The organism is Pseudomonas sp. ASL7, from assembly GCF_056680375.1.
Genome location: NZ_CM155279.1, coordinates 2,596,680 through 2,611,639 on the forward strand (window position 1 = coordinate 2,596,680; position 14,960 = coordinate 2,611,639).

General features: G+C 58.2%; 16 protein-coding genes. 9 read left to right on the plus strand and 7 right to left on the minus strand.

Features of this window, described 5'->3' with window-relative positions:
- The first annotated feature begins 2 nt into the window (after positions 1-2).
- Genes AC1MDT_RS11775 through AC1MDT_RS11785 form a run of 3 tightly spaced genes read left to right on the plus strand, consistent with a single transcriptional unit; the run spans position 3 to position 1,771 of the window.
- A complete protein-coding gene (locus AC1MDT_RS11775) occupies positions 3-626 on the plus strand; it encodes an FMN-binding negative transcriptional regulator (RefSeq protein ID WP_480422177.1) in 624 nt (207 codons plus the stop codon).
- Between the two features lie 9 nt (positions 627-635).
- Positions 636-1,082 carry an N-acetyltransferase family protein gene (locus tag AC1MDT_RS11780; protein WP_480422178.1) on the plus strand — a complete coding sequence of 149 codons (447 nt, stop codon included), beginning with the start codon at positions 636-638 and terminating at the stop codon, positions 1,080-1,082.
- Between the two features lie 17 nt (positions 1,083-1,099).
- Positions 1,100-1,771: a GNAT family N-acetyltransferase gene (locus tag AC1MDT_RS11785; protein ID WP_480422179.1), complete on the plus strand. Its 672-nt coding sequence runs from the start codon at positions 1,100-1,102 to the stop codon at positions 1,769-1,771.
- Between the two features lie 52 nt (positions 1,772-1,823).
- Here the strand turns inward: AC1MDT_RS11785 and AC1MDT_RS11790 are convergent, their stop codons facing one another.
- The 4 genes from AC1MDT_RS11790 to AC1MDT_RS11805 form a co-directional block, all read right to left on the minus strand.
- Positions 1,824-2,102 (minus strand): helix-turn-helix domain-containing protein, encoded by a 279-nt coding sequence (locus tag AC1MDT_RS11790; protein ID WP_480422180.1) that lies wholly within the window; start codon positions 2,100-2,102, stop codon positions 1,824-1,826.
- On the minus strand, positions 2,099-3,451 hold the full coding sequence (locus tag AC1MDT_RS11795; RefSeq protein ID WP_480422181.1) for a HipA domain-containing protein: 1,353 nt from the start codon (positions 3,449-3,451) through the stop codon (positions 2,099-2,101). The genes AC1MDT_RS11790 and AC1MDT_RS11795 overlap by 4 nt, the downstream gene beginning before the upstream one ends.
- A gap of 305 nt (positions 3,452-3,756) precedes the next feature.
- A complete protein-coding gene (gene oadA / locus AC1MDT_RS11800; protein ID WP_480422182.1) occupies positions 3,757-5,565 on the minus strand; it encodes a sodium-extruding oxaloacetate decarboxylase subunit alpha in 1,809 nt (602 codons plus the stop codon).
- Positions 5,566-5,576: 11 nt separating this feature from the next.
- Positions 5,577-6,992, minus strand: a complete 1,416-nt coding sequence (locus AC1MDT_RS11805; protein WP_020294870.1) for an acetyl-CoA carboxylase biotin carboxylase subunit — start codon at positions 6,990-6,992, stop codon at positions 5,577-5,579.
- Between the two features lie 189 nt (positions 6,993-7,181).
- Between AC1MDT_RS11805 and AC1MDT_RS11810 the strand changes: the two genes are divergently transcribed.
- Complete coding sequence (locus AC1MDT_RS11810; protein ID WP_480422183.1) at positions 7,182-8,144, plus strand: LysR family transcriptional regulator; 963 nt, start codon at positions 7,182-7,184, stop codon at positions 8,142-8,144.
- Here the strand turns inward: AC1MDT_RS11810 and AC1MDT_RS11815 are convergent.
- The 3 genes from AC1MDT_RS11815 to uraH all read right to left on the minus strand — a co-directional run bounded on the left by AC1MDT_RS11815 (position 8,086) and on the right by uraH (position 9,991).
- Positions 8,086-8,298 carry a PA3496 family putative envelope integrity protein gene (locus AC1MDT_RS11815; RefSeq protein WP_480422184.1) on the minus strand — a complete coding sequence of 71 codons (213 nt, stop codon included), beginning with the start codon at positions 8,296-8,298 and terminating at the stop codon, positions 8,086-8,088. The genes AC1MDT_RS11810 and AC1MDT_RS11815 overlap by 59 nt on opposite strands.
- A gap of 221 nt (positions 8,299-8,519) precedes the next feature.
- The gene (hexR, locus tag AC1MDT_RS11820; protein ID WP_008027445.1) at positions 8,520-9,386 is read right to left on the minus strand and encodes a transcriptional regulator HexR; all 867 of its coding nucleotides are present in this window, start codon (positions 9,384-9,386) and stop codon (positions 8,520-8,522) included.
- 251 nt (positions 9,387-9,637) lie between these two features.
- Positions 9,638-9,991, minus strand: coding sequence for a hydroxyisourate hydrolase (gene uraH / locus AC1MDT_RS11825; RefSeq protein ID WP_480422185.1), 354 nt, complete (start codon positions 9,989-9,991; stop codon positions 9,638-9,640).
- A gap of 430 nt (positions 9,992-10,421) precedes the next feature.
- On the opposite strand from uraH, the gene puuE reads away from it, so the two are divergent.
- The 5 genes from puuE (at position 10,422) to AC1MDT_RS11850 (ending at position 14,920) form a co-directional block, all read left to right on the plus strand.
- Positions 10,422-11,348, plus strand: coding sequence for an allantoinase PuuE (gene puuE, locus AC1MDT_RS11830; RefSeq protein ID WP_480422186.1), 927 nt, complete (start codon positions 10,422-10,424; stop codon positions 11,346-11,348).
- Positions 11,345-11,860, plus strand: a complete 516-nt coding sequence (uraD, locus tag AC1MDT_RS11835; RefSeq protein WP_480422187.1) for a 2-oxo-4-hydroxy-4-carboxy-5-ureidoimidazoline decarboxylase — start codon at positions 11,345-11,347, stop codon at positions 11,858-11,860. Before puuE ends, uraD begins: the two co-directional genes overlap by 4 nt.
- A gap of 88 nt (positions 11,861-11,948) precedes the next feature.
- The gene (alc, locus tag AC1MDT_RS11840; RefSeq protein ID WP_201112765.1) at positions 11,949-12,944 is read left to right on the plus strand and encodes an allantoicase; all 996 of its coding nucleotides are present in this window, start codon (positions 11,949-11,951) and stop codon (positions 12,942-12,944) included.
- Positions 12,945-13,064: 120 nt separating this feature from the next.
- The gene (locus AC1MDT_RS11845; RefSeq protein WP_007898831.1) at positions 13,065-13,568 is read left to right on the plus strand and encodes an ureidoglycolate lyase; all 504 of its coding nucleotides are present in this window, start codon (positions 13,065-13,067) and stop codon (positions 13,566-13,568) included.
- Positions 13,569-13,618: 50 nt separating this feature from the next.
- Positions 13,619-14,920 carry a urate hydroxylase PuuD gene (locus AC1MDT_RS11850; RefSeq protein WP_480422188.1) on the plus strand — a complete coding sequence of 434 codons (1,302 nt, stop codon included), beginning with the start codon at positions 13,619-13,621 and terminating at the stop codon, positions 14,918-14,920.
- The last annotated feature ends 40 nt before the right edge of the window (positions 14,921-14,960 follow it).

Here is a 14,960-nt window from a genome sequence, read left to right on the forward strand (position 1 = left end):
ACATGTACACGCCAAGCGCTTTTGCCATCGACGATTTAAATGAACTGCACCAGCAGATACTCGGCACTCGCCTTGCCATGGTGGTCACTCATGGAGAACAAGGCCTGCAAGCCAGTCATCTGCCCCTGCTGTTCAGCCCCGACCAAGGCCCGAATGGCACCCTCTACGGCCACTTCGCCCGGGCCAATCCACAGTGGAAGGAATTGCAAAACGGTGCTGAAGCGTTGGTGATATTTGCCGGCGCCGATGCGTATGTGAGCCCGGGGTTTTACCCGAGCAAAGCCGAGCACGGCAAAGTCGTACCGACCTGGAACTACGTCGCCGTGCACGCTTACGGCACGGCGCAGGTGTTCACCGAGGCTGATCGACTGCGCAATCTGGTCAGCGCGTTAACCGATCGCCATGAAGCCGGTCGTGCCCAACCATGGAAAGTCGCCGATGCCCCCGTCGACTATATTGACGGCATGCTCAAAGCCATCGTCGGTTTTGCCTTGCCTATCCAGCGCCTGGAAGGCAAACGCAAGCTCAGCCAGAACCGCAGCACTGCAGACATCGCCGGTGTGCGCGAGGGGCTCGCCGCCAGCCCCGACGTGCACGACCAAGCCCTCGCCCACTTGATGCGTTAAGGAACGAACATGAGTCAGATCGACATTCGCCAGGTCACCGCCGACGATCACGCCGCGTGGCTGCCGCTATGGCAAGCCTACCTGCGCTTCTACAACACCGAACTGCCCGAAGCGGTCACGCAAAGCACCTGGCAGCGCATGCTCGATCCGAACGAACCGACTCATTCGGCGTTGGCGTGGGTCGATGGCAACGCGGTGGGCATGGTGAACTTCATCTACCATCGTTCGAACTGGAGCATCGAAAACGCCTGCTACCTGCAAGACTTGCTGGTAACGCCCGAAACCCGTGGCACCGGCGTTGGCCGGCAACTGATCGAATTCGTTTACGCCACCGCCAAAGCCGATGGTTGCAGCAAGGTCCACTGGCTGACCCACGAAACCAACGCCACCGCGATCCAGCTCTACGAGCGCATTGCCGAACGCCCCGGTTTCATCCAGTTTCGCAAAGCCATTTAAGGTTCAAGGAGAACAGCATGTCGATTTCACTCGCGGACTGGAAAGGCGTCCCGGCGCCGACGGTTCAAACCATCGAAGGACGGTTCATCCGCCTGGAAAAACTCGACCCGGCGCGCCACGCCGACGGCTTGTGGAGCGCCCTGCAAGGCCCGGGGTCCGATCCAATACTCTGGGACTATCTGCCTTACGGTCCCTTCCCGGAGCGCAGCGCGTTCAACGATTGGCTGAACAATAATGCCGCCGCCAGTGATCCGTATTTCTTCAGCGTGATCGATCGTGCCAGCGGTGACGTGCAAGGCATCCTCAGCTTGATGTCGATCGTCCCGGCACAAGGCCGCATCGAAATCGGCCACGTGACGTTTGGCGCACCGATGCAACGCTCGCCGAAAAGCACCGAAGCGATTTACCTGCTGGCGAAGGCGTCGTTTGCCCTGGGTTATCGGCGTCTCGAGTGGAAGTGCAACAACGGCAACGCCCGCTCCAAGTACGCGGCTGAACGGCTGGGGTTCAGTTTTGAAGGGGTGTTCCGCCAGCACATGGTGGTGAAAGGACAGAACCGCGACACGGCTTGGTATTCGATTCTGGACTCGGAATGGCCAGCAATTGGCGCGGGGTTTGAGCGCTGGTTGAGCGATGAAAACCAGACAGATTCCGGGCAGTTGAAAACCCTGGTCGAGTGCCGCACCTGATGATTGTTCCCACGCTCCGGCGTGGGAATGCTTCCCGCGACATGAAGTGTGCTCAGCCAAGATTGCGACGGATGCGCACCACGCCCATCTTCAGCCCAAACGGGCGGAACACTGCATTCAGCGATTTCAGAGTCTGATTCCCTTCGCCATGCTCGATATGCACCAGTGTGCGTACTGAGATTTTGCACATCTTTGCAAACTGGGTCTGGTGCAAACCGGTGACTTCCACTCGCAAGCGGCGAACTGCTTCACCGATTTCAAGAGTGCCTTGCACCAGCGCTTCTTGAATACTTTCTATAAGCACAGTGCGTTCGGCAACGGTCATGCTCATATCAAGTCCCACTCCTTCAAACGCTTCTCCAGATTTTTCAATGCAATTTGCGGGTGATTCATGGTCGCGTCAGGCAAGCCGCTGACCGCCAGAATATCGGGGAGCGCCATCAGTCGCCTCGCATCCTCTCGCAGTCGCTCAAAGGAATCCTGCGAATCACTCAACGCTGCCAGCGGATCATACGGATCGGCAATGTCGGCCAAGGCACGGCACACACCACGCCAATCAACATCACCCGCACGTTCCAGGTCTTTTGGCCACTTGGTGGTGCGTGTCACACCTTCTTCGTCCATTACCATCGGCGCCAGGTCATAGATCGGTGCCAGGCGAAACGAGGAAGCTTCGCGAATGATTGCGGTGTTGCGTCCATGGTTATCCGAATTACCAAGAATTTTGTTGAGCAAATCCCGACGCAAGTAGTCGGCAACCAGCCCCGGAATCTGCATCGCTTGGCCGGCGTCTCGCCAGAGTCCGGCAAGTAGCCGGATAACTTCCATATGGTTCATCCGACTACCTGGCGTAGTTACATCCGCCAGCGAGTAGATTGACTCAACGGCAAAACGCTCGACGCCATGAGGGGTCACCTCACGGTCAAAACGCTGCACCCATAAGCTGGGTTTGGTCGCTTCTTCCAAAGCCAAACCTTGTGCGGCGACCGTCTCGATCCCCAGAGTTTGTAACGCCTTGTAGTAGTGGTATTCGCTTCTGAGGATGTCTTGATCAGTCGCACTCCCTTTATTGCGAGCGAATTTCACAAACCAATGCTGGGTGACGTCTGCATCGTCCAATACGGCATCAGGGTATAAAAGTCCGTCCTTAGCCTGAGCCAACAAGAGTTTTGGCGCCTCGCCGCCTGCGCCTGTAGCGCCACCAATCGCAGCGCCTTGTTCATAGGCGTACTCGAGAAATCTATTGTCGCGAGTGATGACATCATGCCGCTTAAACCCCATCGGCTGACGTTGGTCCACTGCCTCTGCAGACTCCTTTATCCGCATGTTGCCAATAGGTGCCGGAGTGCTTCTGGACAGCAAGTAAAGGTCGGCACTCATGTCATCGGGCTTGTCACGACCTATGTGTGCCAAAAGAAATTTTCTGGCAGCACCGGCAGGGGCAATGTCATGTAGAAATGCTGGTGCCTTGGATCGCTTACCTTCCCAGTCCAAAGGAAACCTGGCACTCACTGCCTTGGCAAAGGGTGCTCCAATACCCTCAATATTTTCGACGAGATAGGGGGTTTCGTAGCCGAAGTTGCATCGACTTTCAAAGCCTTTTTCAGGGCCGTCGAAGCTTAAGGTCATGGCGTCGTGCCACTCCCCTGTCGTGAAGATCTGTAAAGTCAGGTTGTACATTCCATCGTCGCCTGCATTTAAATGCATTTTCTTGAAAGCTTAGTGAGCCATGAACGCAATATAGTGCATTTTTGTTCTGCAGAACTCTCTTGAAACGCAATTAAATGCATATCGAAGATTATTAGTCGTCAAAAAACGCAAAATATTGCATTGCTGGCATCACGGGAGAGATGGCCACCGACAGCCGAACTCATGGCGTGACGGTCCAGTGGCGAATGAGCTTCTAGCCCCCACAAATCCAGGGCGAAAAAAAGGGGGGCACATGCCCCCCCGAGGTTTAAAGCGGTGTTATCTCGGCTGTTAACTCAGCCTTCGATCTCGATCAGGATTTCGCCCGGGTTTACCCGGTCGCCCTTGGCCACGTGAATGGCGGTGACTTTGCCGGCGATGGCCGATTGAACTTCGGTTTCCATTTTCATCGCTTCGGTGATCAGCACGGCTTGGCCGGCCTTGACGGTGTCGCCTTCCTTGACCAGTACGTCGACGATGTTGCCCGGCATGGTGGTGCTGACGTGACCCGGTGCAGTGGCTTGCTTGCGTTTGCTGCTGCCGCCGCTGACGAATTCGTTGAGCGGTTCGAACACCACTTCTTCCGGCATGCCGTCGATGGACAGGTAGAAGTGACGCTTGCCTTCGGCCTTGACGCCGACACCGGTGATGTCGACGCGGTAGGTTTCACCGTGGACGTCGATAACGAATTCGGTCGGCACGCCTTCACCACCGGCCGAGGTCACGCCGCCCGCTTCCGGAATCGGCAACAGCACTTCAGGCGTCAGGGTGCCGGCAGCGCGTTCCTCGAGGAACTTGCGGCCGATGTCCGGGAACATGGCGAAGGTCAGCACGTCTTCTTCGGACTTGGCCAGGTTGCCGATATCGGCACGCAGCTTGGTCATTTCCGGCTTGAGCAAATCGGCTGGACGGACGTCGATCACTTCTTCGCTGCCGATGGCCTGACGACGCAACTGCTCGTTCACGGTGCCCGGCGCCTTGCCGTAGCCGCCTTGCAGATAGAGCTTCACTTCGTTGGTGATGGTCTTGTAGCGCTCGCCGGCCAGCACGTTGAAGAACGCCTGGGTGCCGACGATCTGCGAGGTTGGTGTCACCAGCGGCGGGAAACCGAGGTCTTCACGAACGCGCGGGATTTCGGCCAGCACTTCGCTCATGCGGTTCAGTGCGCCCTGCTCTTTCAACTGGTTGGCCAGGTTGGAAATCATCCCGCCCGGAACCTGGTTGACTTGCACACGGGTGTCGACGGCGGTGAATTCGCTTTCGAACTGGTGGTACTTTTTGCGCACGGCGTAGAAGTACAGGCCGATCTCTTGCAACAGTTCCAGGTTCAGGCCGGTGTCGAATTCGCTGCCTTTAAGGGCGGCAACCATCGACTCGGTACCTGGGTGGCTGGTGCCCCAGGCGAAACTGGAGATCGCGGTGTCGATGTGGTCGGCACCATTTTCGATGGCCTTGAGTTGGCACATGGCAGCCAGGCCAGCGGTGTCGTGCGAGTGAATGAACACGGGCAGCGACTGTTCGGATTTCAACGCCTTGACCAGTTCGCCGGTGGCGTACGGGGTCAACAGGCCGGCCATGTCCTTGATCGCTACAGAATCGCAACCCATGGCTTCCATTTGCTTGGCTTGCGCCACGAAGGCCTCGATGGTGTGCACCGGGCTGGTGGTGTAAGCGATGGTGCCTTGGGCGTGTTTGCCCGCTGCTTTTACCGCTTCGATGGCCACCCGCAGGTTACGCACGTCGTTCATCGCGTCGAAGATGCGGAACACGTCGATGCCGTTGACCGCGGCCTTGGCGACGAAAGCTCTGACCACGTCGTCGCTGTAGTGGCGGTAGCCCAGCAGGTTCTGGCCACGCAGGAGCATTTGCAGGCGCGTGTTAGGCAGCGCCGCGCGCAGTTGACGCAGACGCTCCCACGGGTCTTCCTTCAGGAAACGAACGCAGGCGTCAAATGTTGCACCGCCCCAGACTTCCAGCGACCAGTAGCCGACTTTGTCGAGCTTGTCGCAGATCGGCAGCATGTCTTCGGTGCGCATGCGCGTGGCGAGCAGCGATTGGTGGGCGTCGCGCAGGATGGTGTCGGTTACGTGAATCTTCTTGGACATTGTTTTATTCCTCACAGGCCTGCGTGGGCGGCGATGGCGGCGGCGATGGCCAGGGCCAGCTCTTCGGGTTTGCGCTTGATCGAGTAGTTGGTCAGTTCAGGGTGGCTTTCTACAAAGCTGGTGTTGAACTGGCCGCTACGGAATTCCGGGTTGCGCAGGATTTCCTGGTAGTACGCGGCGGTGGTCTTGACCCCTTGCAGACGCATATCGTCGAGGGCACGCAAGCCACGGTCCATCGCCTCTTCCCAGGTCAACGCCCACACCACCAGTTTCAGGCACATCGAGTCGTAAAACGGCGGAATGGTGTAACCGGTATAGATCGCCGTATCGGTACGTACACCGGGGCCGCCGGGTGCGTAGTAACGGGTGATCTTGCCGAAGCTCGGCAGGAAATTGTTTTTCGGGTCTTCAGCATTGATCCGGAACTGCAGCGCGAAACCGCGGTGCTGGATGTCTTCCTGTTTCACCGAGAGCGGCAGGCCCGAGGCAATGCGGATCTGCTCACGGACAATGTCGATGCCGGTGATTTCTTCGGTGATGGTGTGTTCCACCTGCACCCGGGTGTTCATCTCCATGAAGTACACCTCGCCCTCGGCGAGCAGGAACTCCACGGTGCCGGCATTCTCATAACCCACGGCCTTGGCTGCACGCACCGACAGGTCGCCAATGTAGGCGCGCTGTTCCGGGGTCAGTTGCGGGCTCGGGGCGATCTCGATGAGCTTCTGGTTGCGGCGCTGGATCGAGCAGTCACGCTCGAACAGGTGCACCACGTTGCCAAAGCTGTCGCCAAGGATCTGCGCTTCGATGTGCTTCGGATTAACGATGCATTTTTCCAGGAACACTTCCGCCGAACCGAAAGCCTTGGTGGCTTCGGAAATCACCCGGGGGAACGCCTGTTCGAGCTCTTCGCGGCTGTTGCAGCGACGGATACCGCGGCCGCCACCACCGGAGGTGGCCTTGAGCATGACCGGGTAACCGATGCGGTCGCCTTCAGTCAGGGCTTCGGCGATGTCCGCGACGTTGCCTTCGGTGCCGGGGGTGACGGGCACGCCCGCCTTGATCATGCTGCGGCGCGCTTCGGTCTTGTCGCCCATGCGACGAATCACTTCAGCCGATGGACCAATGAACTTGATGCCGCGTTCTGCGCAGATATCGGCCAGTTCAGCGTTTTCCGAGAGGAAACCGTAGCCGGGATGCAATGCGTCGCAACCGGTTTCCACCGCCAGATTCACCAGCTTGCGCGGGTTCAGGTAACCGGCCAGCGGCTCGGCACCAATGCTGTGGGCCTCGTCCGCACGCTTCACATGCAAGGCATGACGGTCGGCGTCGGAATAGATCGCGACCGAGCGAATGCCCATCTCGGCGCAGGCACGCACGATTCGTACGGCAATCTCACCACGGTTGGCGATCAGGATCTTTTTTATCACTTGGAGGTTCCCTTGAGCCGGTGGTACCCACGACCTGCTAGACCAGGTCGACGCGTGACCAAATGTTTCAATTCAGTCGCGACACCACACTAGCGCCCACAAGGGATTAACAAAAATGAATAATTATTGGGTTAGGCATAAGTAAAGACTTATAGTTGATGCATCAGCCTGCGGACAGAGTTACTAAAAATGCGTAAGTCCTTGATGCGTATGACATTACGTCAATTACAAATCTTCAACGAAGTCTGTGATTTGAGGTCCTACAGCCGGGCGGCTGACGAAATGTCGCTCACACAACCTGCCGTGAGCCTACAGATTCGTCAACTTGAGGAGCTGATCGGTCAGCCATTATTCGATTATGTGGGCAAAAAGCTCTATATGACCGAGGCCGCCGAAGCCCTTCAACGGGCGAGTCGAGACATTTTCGGCCGCCTGGAAAACCTCGACATGCAGCTCTCGGACATGCAGGGATCACTGCAGGGCCAGCTGAAACTGGCAGTGGAATCCAGTGCCAAGTATTTTGTGCCGCATCTGTTTGCTGCGTTCAAGCGTCAGCATCCGGAAGTGAATCTGCACCTGACGGTGGTGAATCGCGGCCAGGTCATTCGGCGCCTGTCGGACAACCGCGATGACTTGGTCATCATGTCGATGGTGCCACAGGACATGGGACTGGAGTTTCTGCCCTTTCTCAACAACCCGATCGTTGCCGTGGCGCCGCCCGACCATCCGCTGAGCCACATGGGCCCTCTGCGCTTGCAAGACCTCGAGCCTTACACGCTACTGCTGCGCGAGCCCGGTTCCGGTACGCGGCTGGCGTGCGAGGAGTATTTCAAAGAGAAGCGCGTGCACTTCACGCAGACCCAGGAGGTCGCTTCGGCTGAAGCCCAGCGTGAATGCGTATTGGCGGGTCTGGGCCTGGCGTTGTTGACACGCCACGCCCTGAACCTTGAGTTGGCGACCGGCGCCCTGATCGAACTGCCGGTCGAAGAATTGCCGCTGTATCGCAGCTGGTGCCTGGTGCAAGCCAAGGCTAAACGGCTGTCACCGGTAGCTCACGCATTCCTTGCGTTTATCCGCAGCGAGCGAGTACAGATCAGCGCGCTGGTTGAGCGTTTCGACGGGAAGCTACCGGTGCTGCCTGCCAGTAATTAAGTTCCAGTCCGTCAGGAAAATCGCCGATCTCGGCCAGAAGCTGGCGGCGTTCGCAGCGATCTTCGATGGCGCGGCGAAATACCATGCGGCGCCGATCTTCCTGCTGGCGACGGGTTTTGACAGCACTGTTGCGTTCTTCGTAGGGTTGGGCCATTTCTAGTCTCCCAAGGCGAGTACGGGAGTTTCAAGATAGGCGCGGCGGATGACGGTTTGGCGGCGGGCGGGTTACAGGGATGTGAATATTCGGCGCCTTTGAGGACGCCATCGCGAGCGGGCTCGCTCCCACAGTTGAACTGTGGCGTGCACAAATCCCATGTGGGAGCGAGCCTGCTCGCGATAAGGTCGGAACGACCTTCCAGCCATTTCAGATCAGCATCAATCGTCGAGCGCTTTCACCGACTTGGGCGACAACCGCAAGCTGCGCAGGCTGCGCTTGACGCTCTTGAGGTGATTGACCAGGCTCGGCCCGCGCGCCATGGCCACGCCCATTGCCAAGACGTCGATCACCACCAGGTGAGCGATACGCGAGGTCAACGGCGTATAGATTTCGGTGTCTTCGTGCACATCGATCGCCAGATTGACGGTCGACAGCTCTGCCAGCGGCGTCTGGCTCGGGCACAACGTGATCAGCGATGCACCGCTCTCACGCACCAGGTTGGCCGTGATCAACAGGTCTTTGGAGCGCCCGGACTGGGAAATGCAGATAGCCACATCGGTCGGCTTCAGGGTGACCGCCGACATCGCCTGCATGTGCGGGTCGGAATACGCCGCCGCGGTCAGCAGCAAACGGAAGAACTTGTGCTGGGCATCCGCCGCCACCGCGCCCGACGCACCAAATCCATAGAATTCGACGCGTTGCGCCTGCGACATGAGAGACACAGCTCGCTGCAACTCCACCGGATCGAGCTTCTCGCGAACCTCCATCAGGGTGTGCAAGGTGGTATCGAAAATTTTCAGGCTGTAGTCAGCGACCGAATCGTCTTCATGGATCGCAAACTGCCCGAAACTCGCGCCAGCCGCCAGGCTTTGCGCCAGTTTCAGCTTTAGATCCTGAAACCCGGAACACCCGATGGCCCGGCAAAAACGCACGATGGTCGGCTCGCTGATCCCCACGCTGTGGGCCAGGTCAGCCATGGAACTGTGCATCACGGCTGCGGGGTCAAGCAGTACATGGTCGGCAACCTTGAGCTCCGACTTGCGTAACAGGTGGCGCGACTGGGCGATGTGTTGCAGCAGATTCAAGGGGCTGGACTCTTTGTTATTGGCAGGCGCCGGGGATGTAGCACGCTTGTAGTTATACTACATGAATTGGCTTTTTGCCCGCTCAATACGTAACTGAATTGTCTTGTTGCCCCCTATTTTGGCGGGGTGAGCCCTATGTAGCAGCGGAAGCAGCCAGCGTCCGCAGGGATTTTTTAGCAAAAAAAAGCCCGCAGTGTGAGCGGGCGAAAGACCAAAGAAGCTTTATGCGCAGGATTTTTGGGGGGAAAGTCCTAGCTTCCTCTGTAGGTCGAATAGCTATATGGCGAAATCAGTAATGGCACGTGGTAGTGATCCTGTTCGGCAGAGATACCAAAACGCAGCACTACCACATCCAGGAATGCCGGTTCCGGCAGCTGAACGCCACGGGCGCGGTAGTAATCGCCCGCATGAAACTGAACCTGATAGACCCCGGAACGGTAGTCATCACCTTGCAGCAGTGGTGCATCGACACGGCCATCGCTATTGGTCATCGCGCTAGCGACCAATTCCAGCTGCGAACCTTCAACGCGGTACAGCTCGACCTTGATCGAGCTGCCCGGGCAACCGTGTGCAGCGTCCAAAACATGAGTAGTCAAACGTCCCATTGATTCTGCGCGCCCGCCTGCATCAAGCAGTCAGACCTCGCGCCTCCCGAAGTCAGTTGAAAGGAGGCCGCACCGTTTCGAGGCACGAAACGCTACGGCGAGCGATTGATTAAGACACTTTTCAAAAAAATTGTACACAATAAAAACGACATTTTTACGGCAAACACCGGCATCCGCTATTTGCGCACGAATCTGTAGCCAAAGCATACGACCAGCGGCCCAATGATCTGTTAGCTGACCACCCAGGCAGATTTCTTGCGCGGGCCACTCCTGGAGCAGCCAATGATGACAGTTCATCAAAAATGCAAAAATTCAGGCTTACAAAGTGAATATAAAGTTGTATACAATTAGCCCATCGCTGTGACGCCAGCCTGTCATCTCACCGCCAGGCCGCCACACAACCTGTCAACGAATAAGAAGGAAGACTGCAGTGAGCGCTGACTACCCACGCGACCTGATCGGTTACGGCAGTAACCCTCCTCACCCACACTGGCCGGGCAACGCCCGCATTGCCTTGTCCTTCGTACTCAATTACGAAGAAGGCGGCGAGCGCAACATCCTGCACGGCGACAAAGAGTCTGAAGCCTTCCTTTCGGAAATGGTCTCGGCACAGCCGCTGCAAGGCGCGCGTAATATGAGCATGGAATCCCTTTACGAGTATGGCAGCCGTGCCGGCGTCTGGCGGATTCTGAAGCTGTTCAAGGAATTCGACATTCCATTGACCATCTTCGCCGTGGCCATGGCCGCCCAGCGCCACCCGGATGTGATCCGCGCGATGGTCGATGCCGGCCACGAGATTTGCAGCCACGGCTACCGCTGGATCGATTACCAGTACATGGACGAAGCACAGGAACGCGAGCACATGCTCGAAGCGATCCGCGTGCTCACTGAAATCACCGGCGAACGTCCGCTGGGCTGGTACACCGGCCGCACCGGCCCGAACACCCGTCGACTGGTGATGGAAGAAGGTGGTTTCCTCTACGACTGCGACACCTACGACGACGACCTGCCCTACTGGGAACCGAACAACCCGACCGGCAAGCCGCACCTGGTGATCCCGTACACACTGGACACCAACGACATGCGCTTCACCCAGGTCCAGGGTTTCAACAAGGGCGACGACTTCTTTGAATACCTCAAAGATGCATTCGACGTGCTGTATGCCGAAGGTGCCGAAGCACCGAAGATGTTGTCCATCGGCTTGCACTGCCGCTTGATCGGCCGTCCGGCGCGTCTGGCCTCGCTCAAACGCTTTATCGAATACGCTAAAGGTCATGAACAGGTGTGGTTCAGCCGTCGCGTCGACATCGCTCGCCACTGGCACGAAACCCACCCGTACCAAGGGGCTGCCAAATGAGCACCTTTCAAACATTGAAGCCATCAACCCTGAGCCGCGACGCATTTGTCGCCGCCTTCGCCGATATCTATGAACATTCGCCATGGGTGGCCGAAAAAGCCTTCGACCTGGGCCAGGACGCGTCGATCGACCAGATCGAAACCCTGCACCAACGCATGAGCGACATCCTGTTGAGCGCCGATCACGCCAGCCAGCTGGCCCTGATCAACGCTCACCCGGACCTGGCCGGCAAAGCCGCCGTCCAGGGCCAGCTTACCGCAGCCAGCACTCAAGAACAGTCTGGCGCGGGTATTCACCAATGCACGGCCGAAGAGTTTTCTCGCTTCACCGAGCTGAACGATGCCTACAAAGCCAAGTTCAAGTTTCCCTTCATCATGGCGGTAAAAGGCAGCAACCGGCATCAGATCCTCGCAGCGTTCGAAACGCGCATTCACAACTCGGTCGACACCGAATTCAAATGTGCGCTGGCGCAGATCAACCAAATTGCCCTGTTCCGTTTACTGACCCTATAGCAAGCATGGCCCGAGTGTTCTTGAACGCGGAAAGCACCCAGGGCCTCGCGAGTATCCCAAGCCAACTTATTAAAGGCAGACAAGAAGAATGAAAGCTTACGCCGTACCTTTCGAGAAGTTCGTCAACCTGGCCGACGCCCGCCTGGGCACCAAAATCATCTCGGTCACCGATGACTGGTTCGCAGACGCCAATCGTCTGTTCCAACCGACCCCGGCCGTATGGAAGGAGGGCGTGTTCGATGACAACGGCAAGTGGATGGACGGCTGGGAGTCGCGCCGCAAGCGCTTCGAAGGCTACGACAGTGCCGTGATCCGCCTGGGTGTACCGGGTTCGATCAAAGGCGTGGACATCGACACTTCATTCTTCACCGGCAACTTCCCGCCGTCGGCCTCCCTGGAAGCCTGCTTCCTGGCCTCGGGCGAGCCGGACGAAAACACCCAGTGGACTGAAGTGCTTTCAGCGGTCGAGCTGCAAGGCAACAGCCACCATTTCCACGAAATCAACAACGACCAGGCCTTCAGCCACCTGCGCTTCAACATCTACCCGGATGGTGGCGTGGCCCGTCTGCGCGTTTACGGCATTCCGTTCCGCGACTGGTCGGCTGTTGGCGACAACGAGCAAGTCGACCTGGCCGCAGCCCTGAACGGTGGCCGCGCCCTCGCCTGCTCCGACGAACACTTCGGGCGCATGAGCAACATCCTCAACCCGGGCCGTGGTATCAACATGGGCGACGGCTGGGAAACTGCACGTCGTCGCACCCCGGGCAATGACTGGGTCATCGTCGCGCTGGGTCATGCCGGCGAGATCGAAAAAGTCATCGTCGACACCCTGCACTTCAAGGGCAACTACCCGGACACTTGCTCGATCCAGGGCGCGTTCGTGAAGGGCGGTACCGACAGCCAGATCGAAACCCAATCGTTGTTCTGGCGCGAACTGCTGCCAGCGCAGAAACTGGAGATGCATGCCGAGCACACCTTCGCCGAGCAGATCAAGGCGCTGGGCCCGATCACCCACATCCGCCTGAACGTATTCCCGGATGGTGGTGTGAGCCGCCTGCGTGTATTGGGCAAGGTCGCTAAATAAGCGGTGAGGCCATTCGCGAGCAGGCTCGCTCCCACAGGGGTACGCGGTCGAATGTGGGAGCGAGCCTGCTCGCGAAGACAATAGAACAGACAACAACGAATTCAAGGTAAGAAGACCAGCATGCGCACACTGACGATTGAACCGCTGACCAAAGAAGCCTTCGCCCCTTTCGGTGACGTGATTGAAACCGACGGCAGCGATCACTTCATGATCAACAACGGTTCGACCATGCGCTTTCACAAACTGGCGACGGTTGAAACCGCCACGCCAGAGGACAAGGCAATCATCAGTATCTTCCGCGCCGACGCGCAGGACATGCCGCTGACTGTCTGCATGCTGGAGCGTCATCCGCTGGGCAGCCAGGCTTTCATTCCGCTGCTCGGCAACCCCTTTCTGATCGTGGTCGCGCCACTTGGCGATGAACCTGTATCAGGCTTGGTCCGCGCCTTCGTCACCAACGGCAGGCAGGGCATTAATTACCATCGCGGCGTCTGGCACCACCCGGTGCTGACGATCGAAAAGCGGGATGACTTCCTGGTGGTTGATCGCAGTGGCACAGGCAATAACTGCGATGAGCATTTTTTCAAAGAGGATGAGCGTTTGATCCTTGCCCCCCACCAATAAGAGAAGGTCTGATCACTCGACGACAGAGTGACAGGCGAGAGGTAAAGACTGTGGAAGCACATCTGTTGGAATGGCTGAACCTGAGCGTGCGCTGGGTTCACATGATTACTGGCGTGGCCTGGATCGGCGCGTCGTTCTATTTCGTCTGGCTGGAAAACAACCTCAATCGGGTCAACCCGAGAAGTGGTCTGGCGGGCGATTTGTGGGCGATCCATGGCGGCGGTATCTACCACCTGGAAAAATACAAACTGGCCCCACCGACCATGCCGGACAACCTGCACTGGTTCAAATGGGAAGCCTATTTCACCTGGATGTCGGGGATCGCGCTGCTGTGCGTGGTGTTCTACTCCAACCCGACGCTGTACTTGCTGGCACCTGGCAGCAGCCTGACCGGCCCTGAAGGCGTGATGTTGGGCATCGGCTCGCTGTTCGTCGGCTGGTTCGTCTACTCCTTCCTCTGCGACTCGGCCCTTGGCAAACGCCCTGCCCTGCTAGGCGCAATCCTGTTCGTGCTGATCATTGGCGCCGCGTATGGCTTCAGCAAAGTGTTCAGCGGTCGCGGTGCGTACCTGCACGTCGGCGCGATCATCGGCACCATCATGGTCGGCAACGTGTTCCGCATCATCATGCCCGCACAGCGTGCGCTGGTGGCAGCGATTGCCGAGAACCGCACACCGGACCCGGCCCTGCCGGCCAAAGGTTTGCTGCGTTCACGTCACAACAACTACTTCACCTTGCCCGTGCTGTTCATCATGATCAGCAACCACTTCCCGAGCACCTATGGCAGCCAATACAACTGGCTGATCCTGGCCGGGATCGCAGTGCTGGCGGTGTTGGTGCGTCACTACTTCAACACCCGTCACGACAGCCACAAGTTTGCCTGGACCCTGCCCGTGGCAGCCGTCGGCATGATCAGCCTGGCTTACGTGACTGGCCCGGCGCCGATGAACAGCGCGCCTGAAGTGGTCAAGGCGCCAGGCACCATTGAGTACCAGCCGCTGCCGGAAACGGCCCTCGGTGGTGGTGCCAAGCCTGAAGTGGCGAAACCTGCTGCACCAGCCGCTGCACCGGACCAGGCTTCAAATCAGGGCCCGGCGTTCAACAAGGTGCACAGTGTGATTCAGGAACGCTGCGCGGTGTGCCATTCGGCCAAACCGACCAGCCCGCTGTTCAGTGCTGCACCGGCCGGCGTGATGTTTGACACCCCTGAGCAGATCCGCCAGAACGCCCCGCGCATTCAGGCTCAGGCTGTCACCAGCCAGGTCATGCCACTGGGCAACATCACCCAGATGACCCAGCAGGAACGTGACCTGATCGGCGCGTGGATTGTTCAGGGTGCCCAGACCAATTAAGCAGTAACAGCATCGCGAGCAGGCTCGCTCCCACAGGATT

Coding starts and splice junctions, on each gene's coding strand:
- AC1MDT_RS11775 (WP_480422177.1), top strand. CDS start 3: ATGTACACGCCAAGCGCTTTTGCCATCGACGATTTAAATGAACTGCAC.
- AC1MDT_RS11780 (WP_480422178.1), top strand. CDS start 636: ATGAGTCAGATCGACATTCGCCAGGTCACCGCCGACGATCACGCCGCG.
- AC1MDT_RS11785 (WP_480422179.1), top strand. CDS start 1,100: ATGTCGATTTCACTCGCGGACTGGAAAGGCGTCCCGGCGCCGACGGTT.
- AC1MDT_RS11790 (WP_480422180.1), bottom strand. CDS start 2,102: ATGAGCATGACCGTTGCCGAACGCACTGTGCTTATAGAAAGTATTCAA.
- AC1MDT_RS11795 (WP_480422181.1), bottom strand. CDS start 3,451: ATGTACAACCTGACTTTACAGATCTTCACGACAGGGGAGTGGCACGAC.
- oadA (WP_480422182.1), bottom strand. CDS start 5,565: ATGTCCAAGAAGATTCACGTAACCGACACCATCCTGCGCGACGCCCAC.
- AC1MDT_RS11810 (WP_480422183.1), top strand. CDS start 7,182: ATGCGTAAGTCCTTGATGCGTATGACATTACGTCAATTACAAATCTTC.
- AC1MDT_RS11815 (WP_480422184.1), bottom strand. CDS start 8,298: ATGGCCCAACCCTACGAAGAACGCAACAGTGCTGTCAAAACCCGTCGC.
- uraH (WP_480422185.1), bottom strand. CDS start 9,991: ATGGGACGTTTGACTACTCATGTTTTGGACGCTGCACACGGTTGCCCG.
- uraD (WP_480422187.1), top strand. CDS start 11,345: ATGAGCACCTTTCAAACATTGAAGCCATCAACCCTGAGCCGCGACGCA.
- alc (WP_201112765.1), top strand. CDS start 11,949: ATGAAAGCTTACGCCGTACCTTTCGAGAAGTTCGTCAACCTGGCCGAC.
- AC1MDT_RS11845 (WP_007898831.1), top strand. CDS start 13,065: ATGCGCACACTGACGATTGAACCGCTGACCAAAGAAGCCTTCGCCCCT.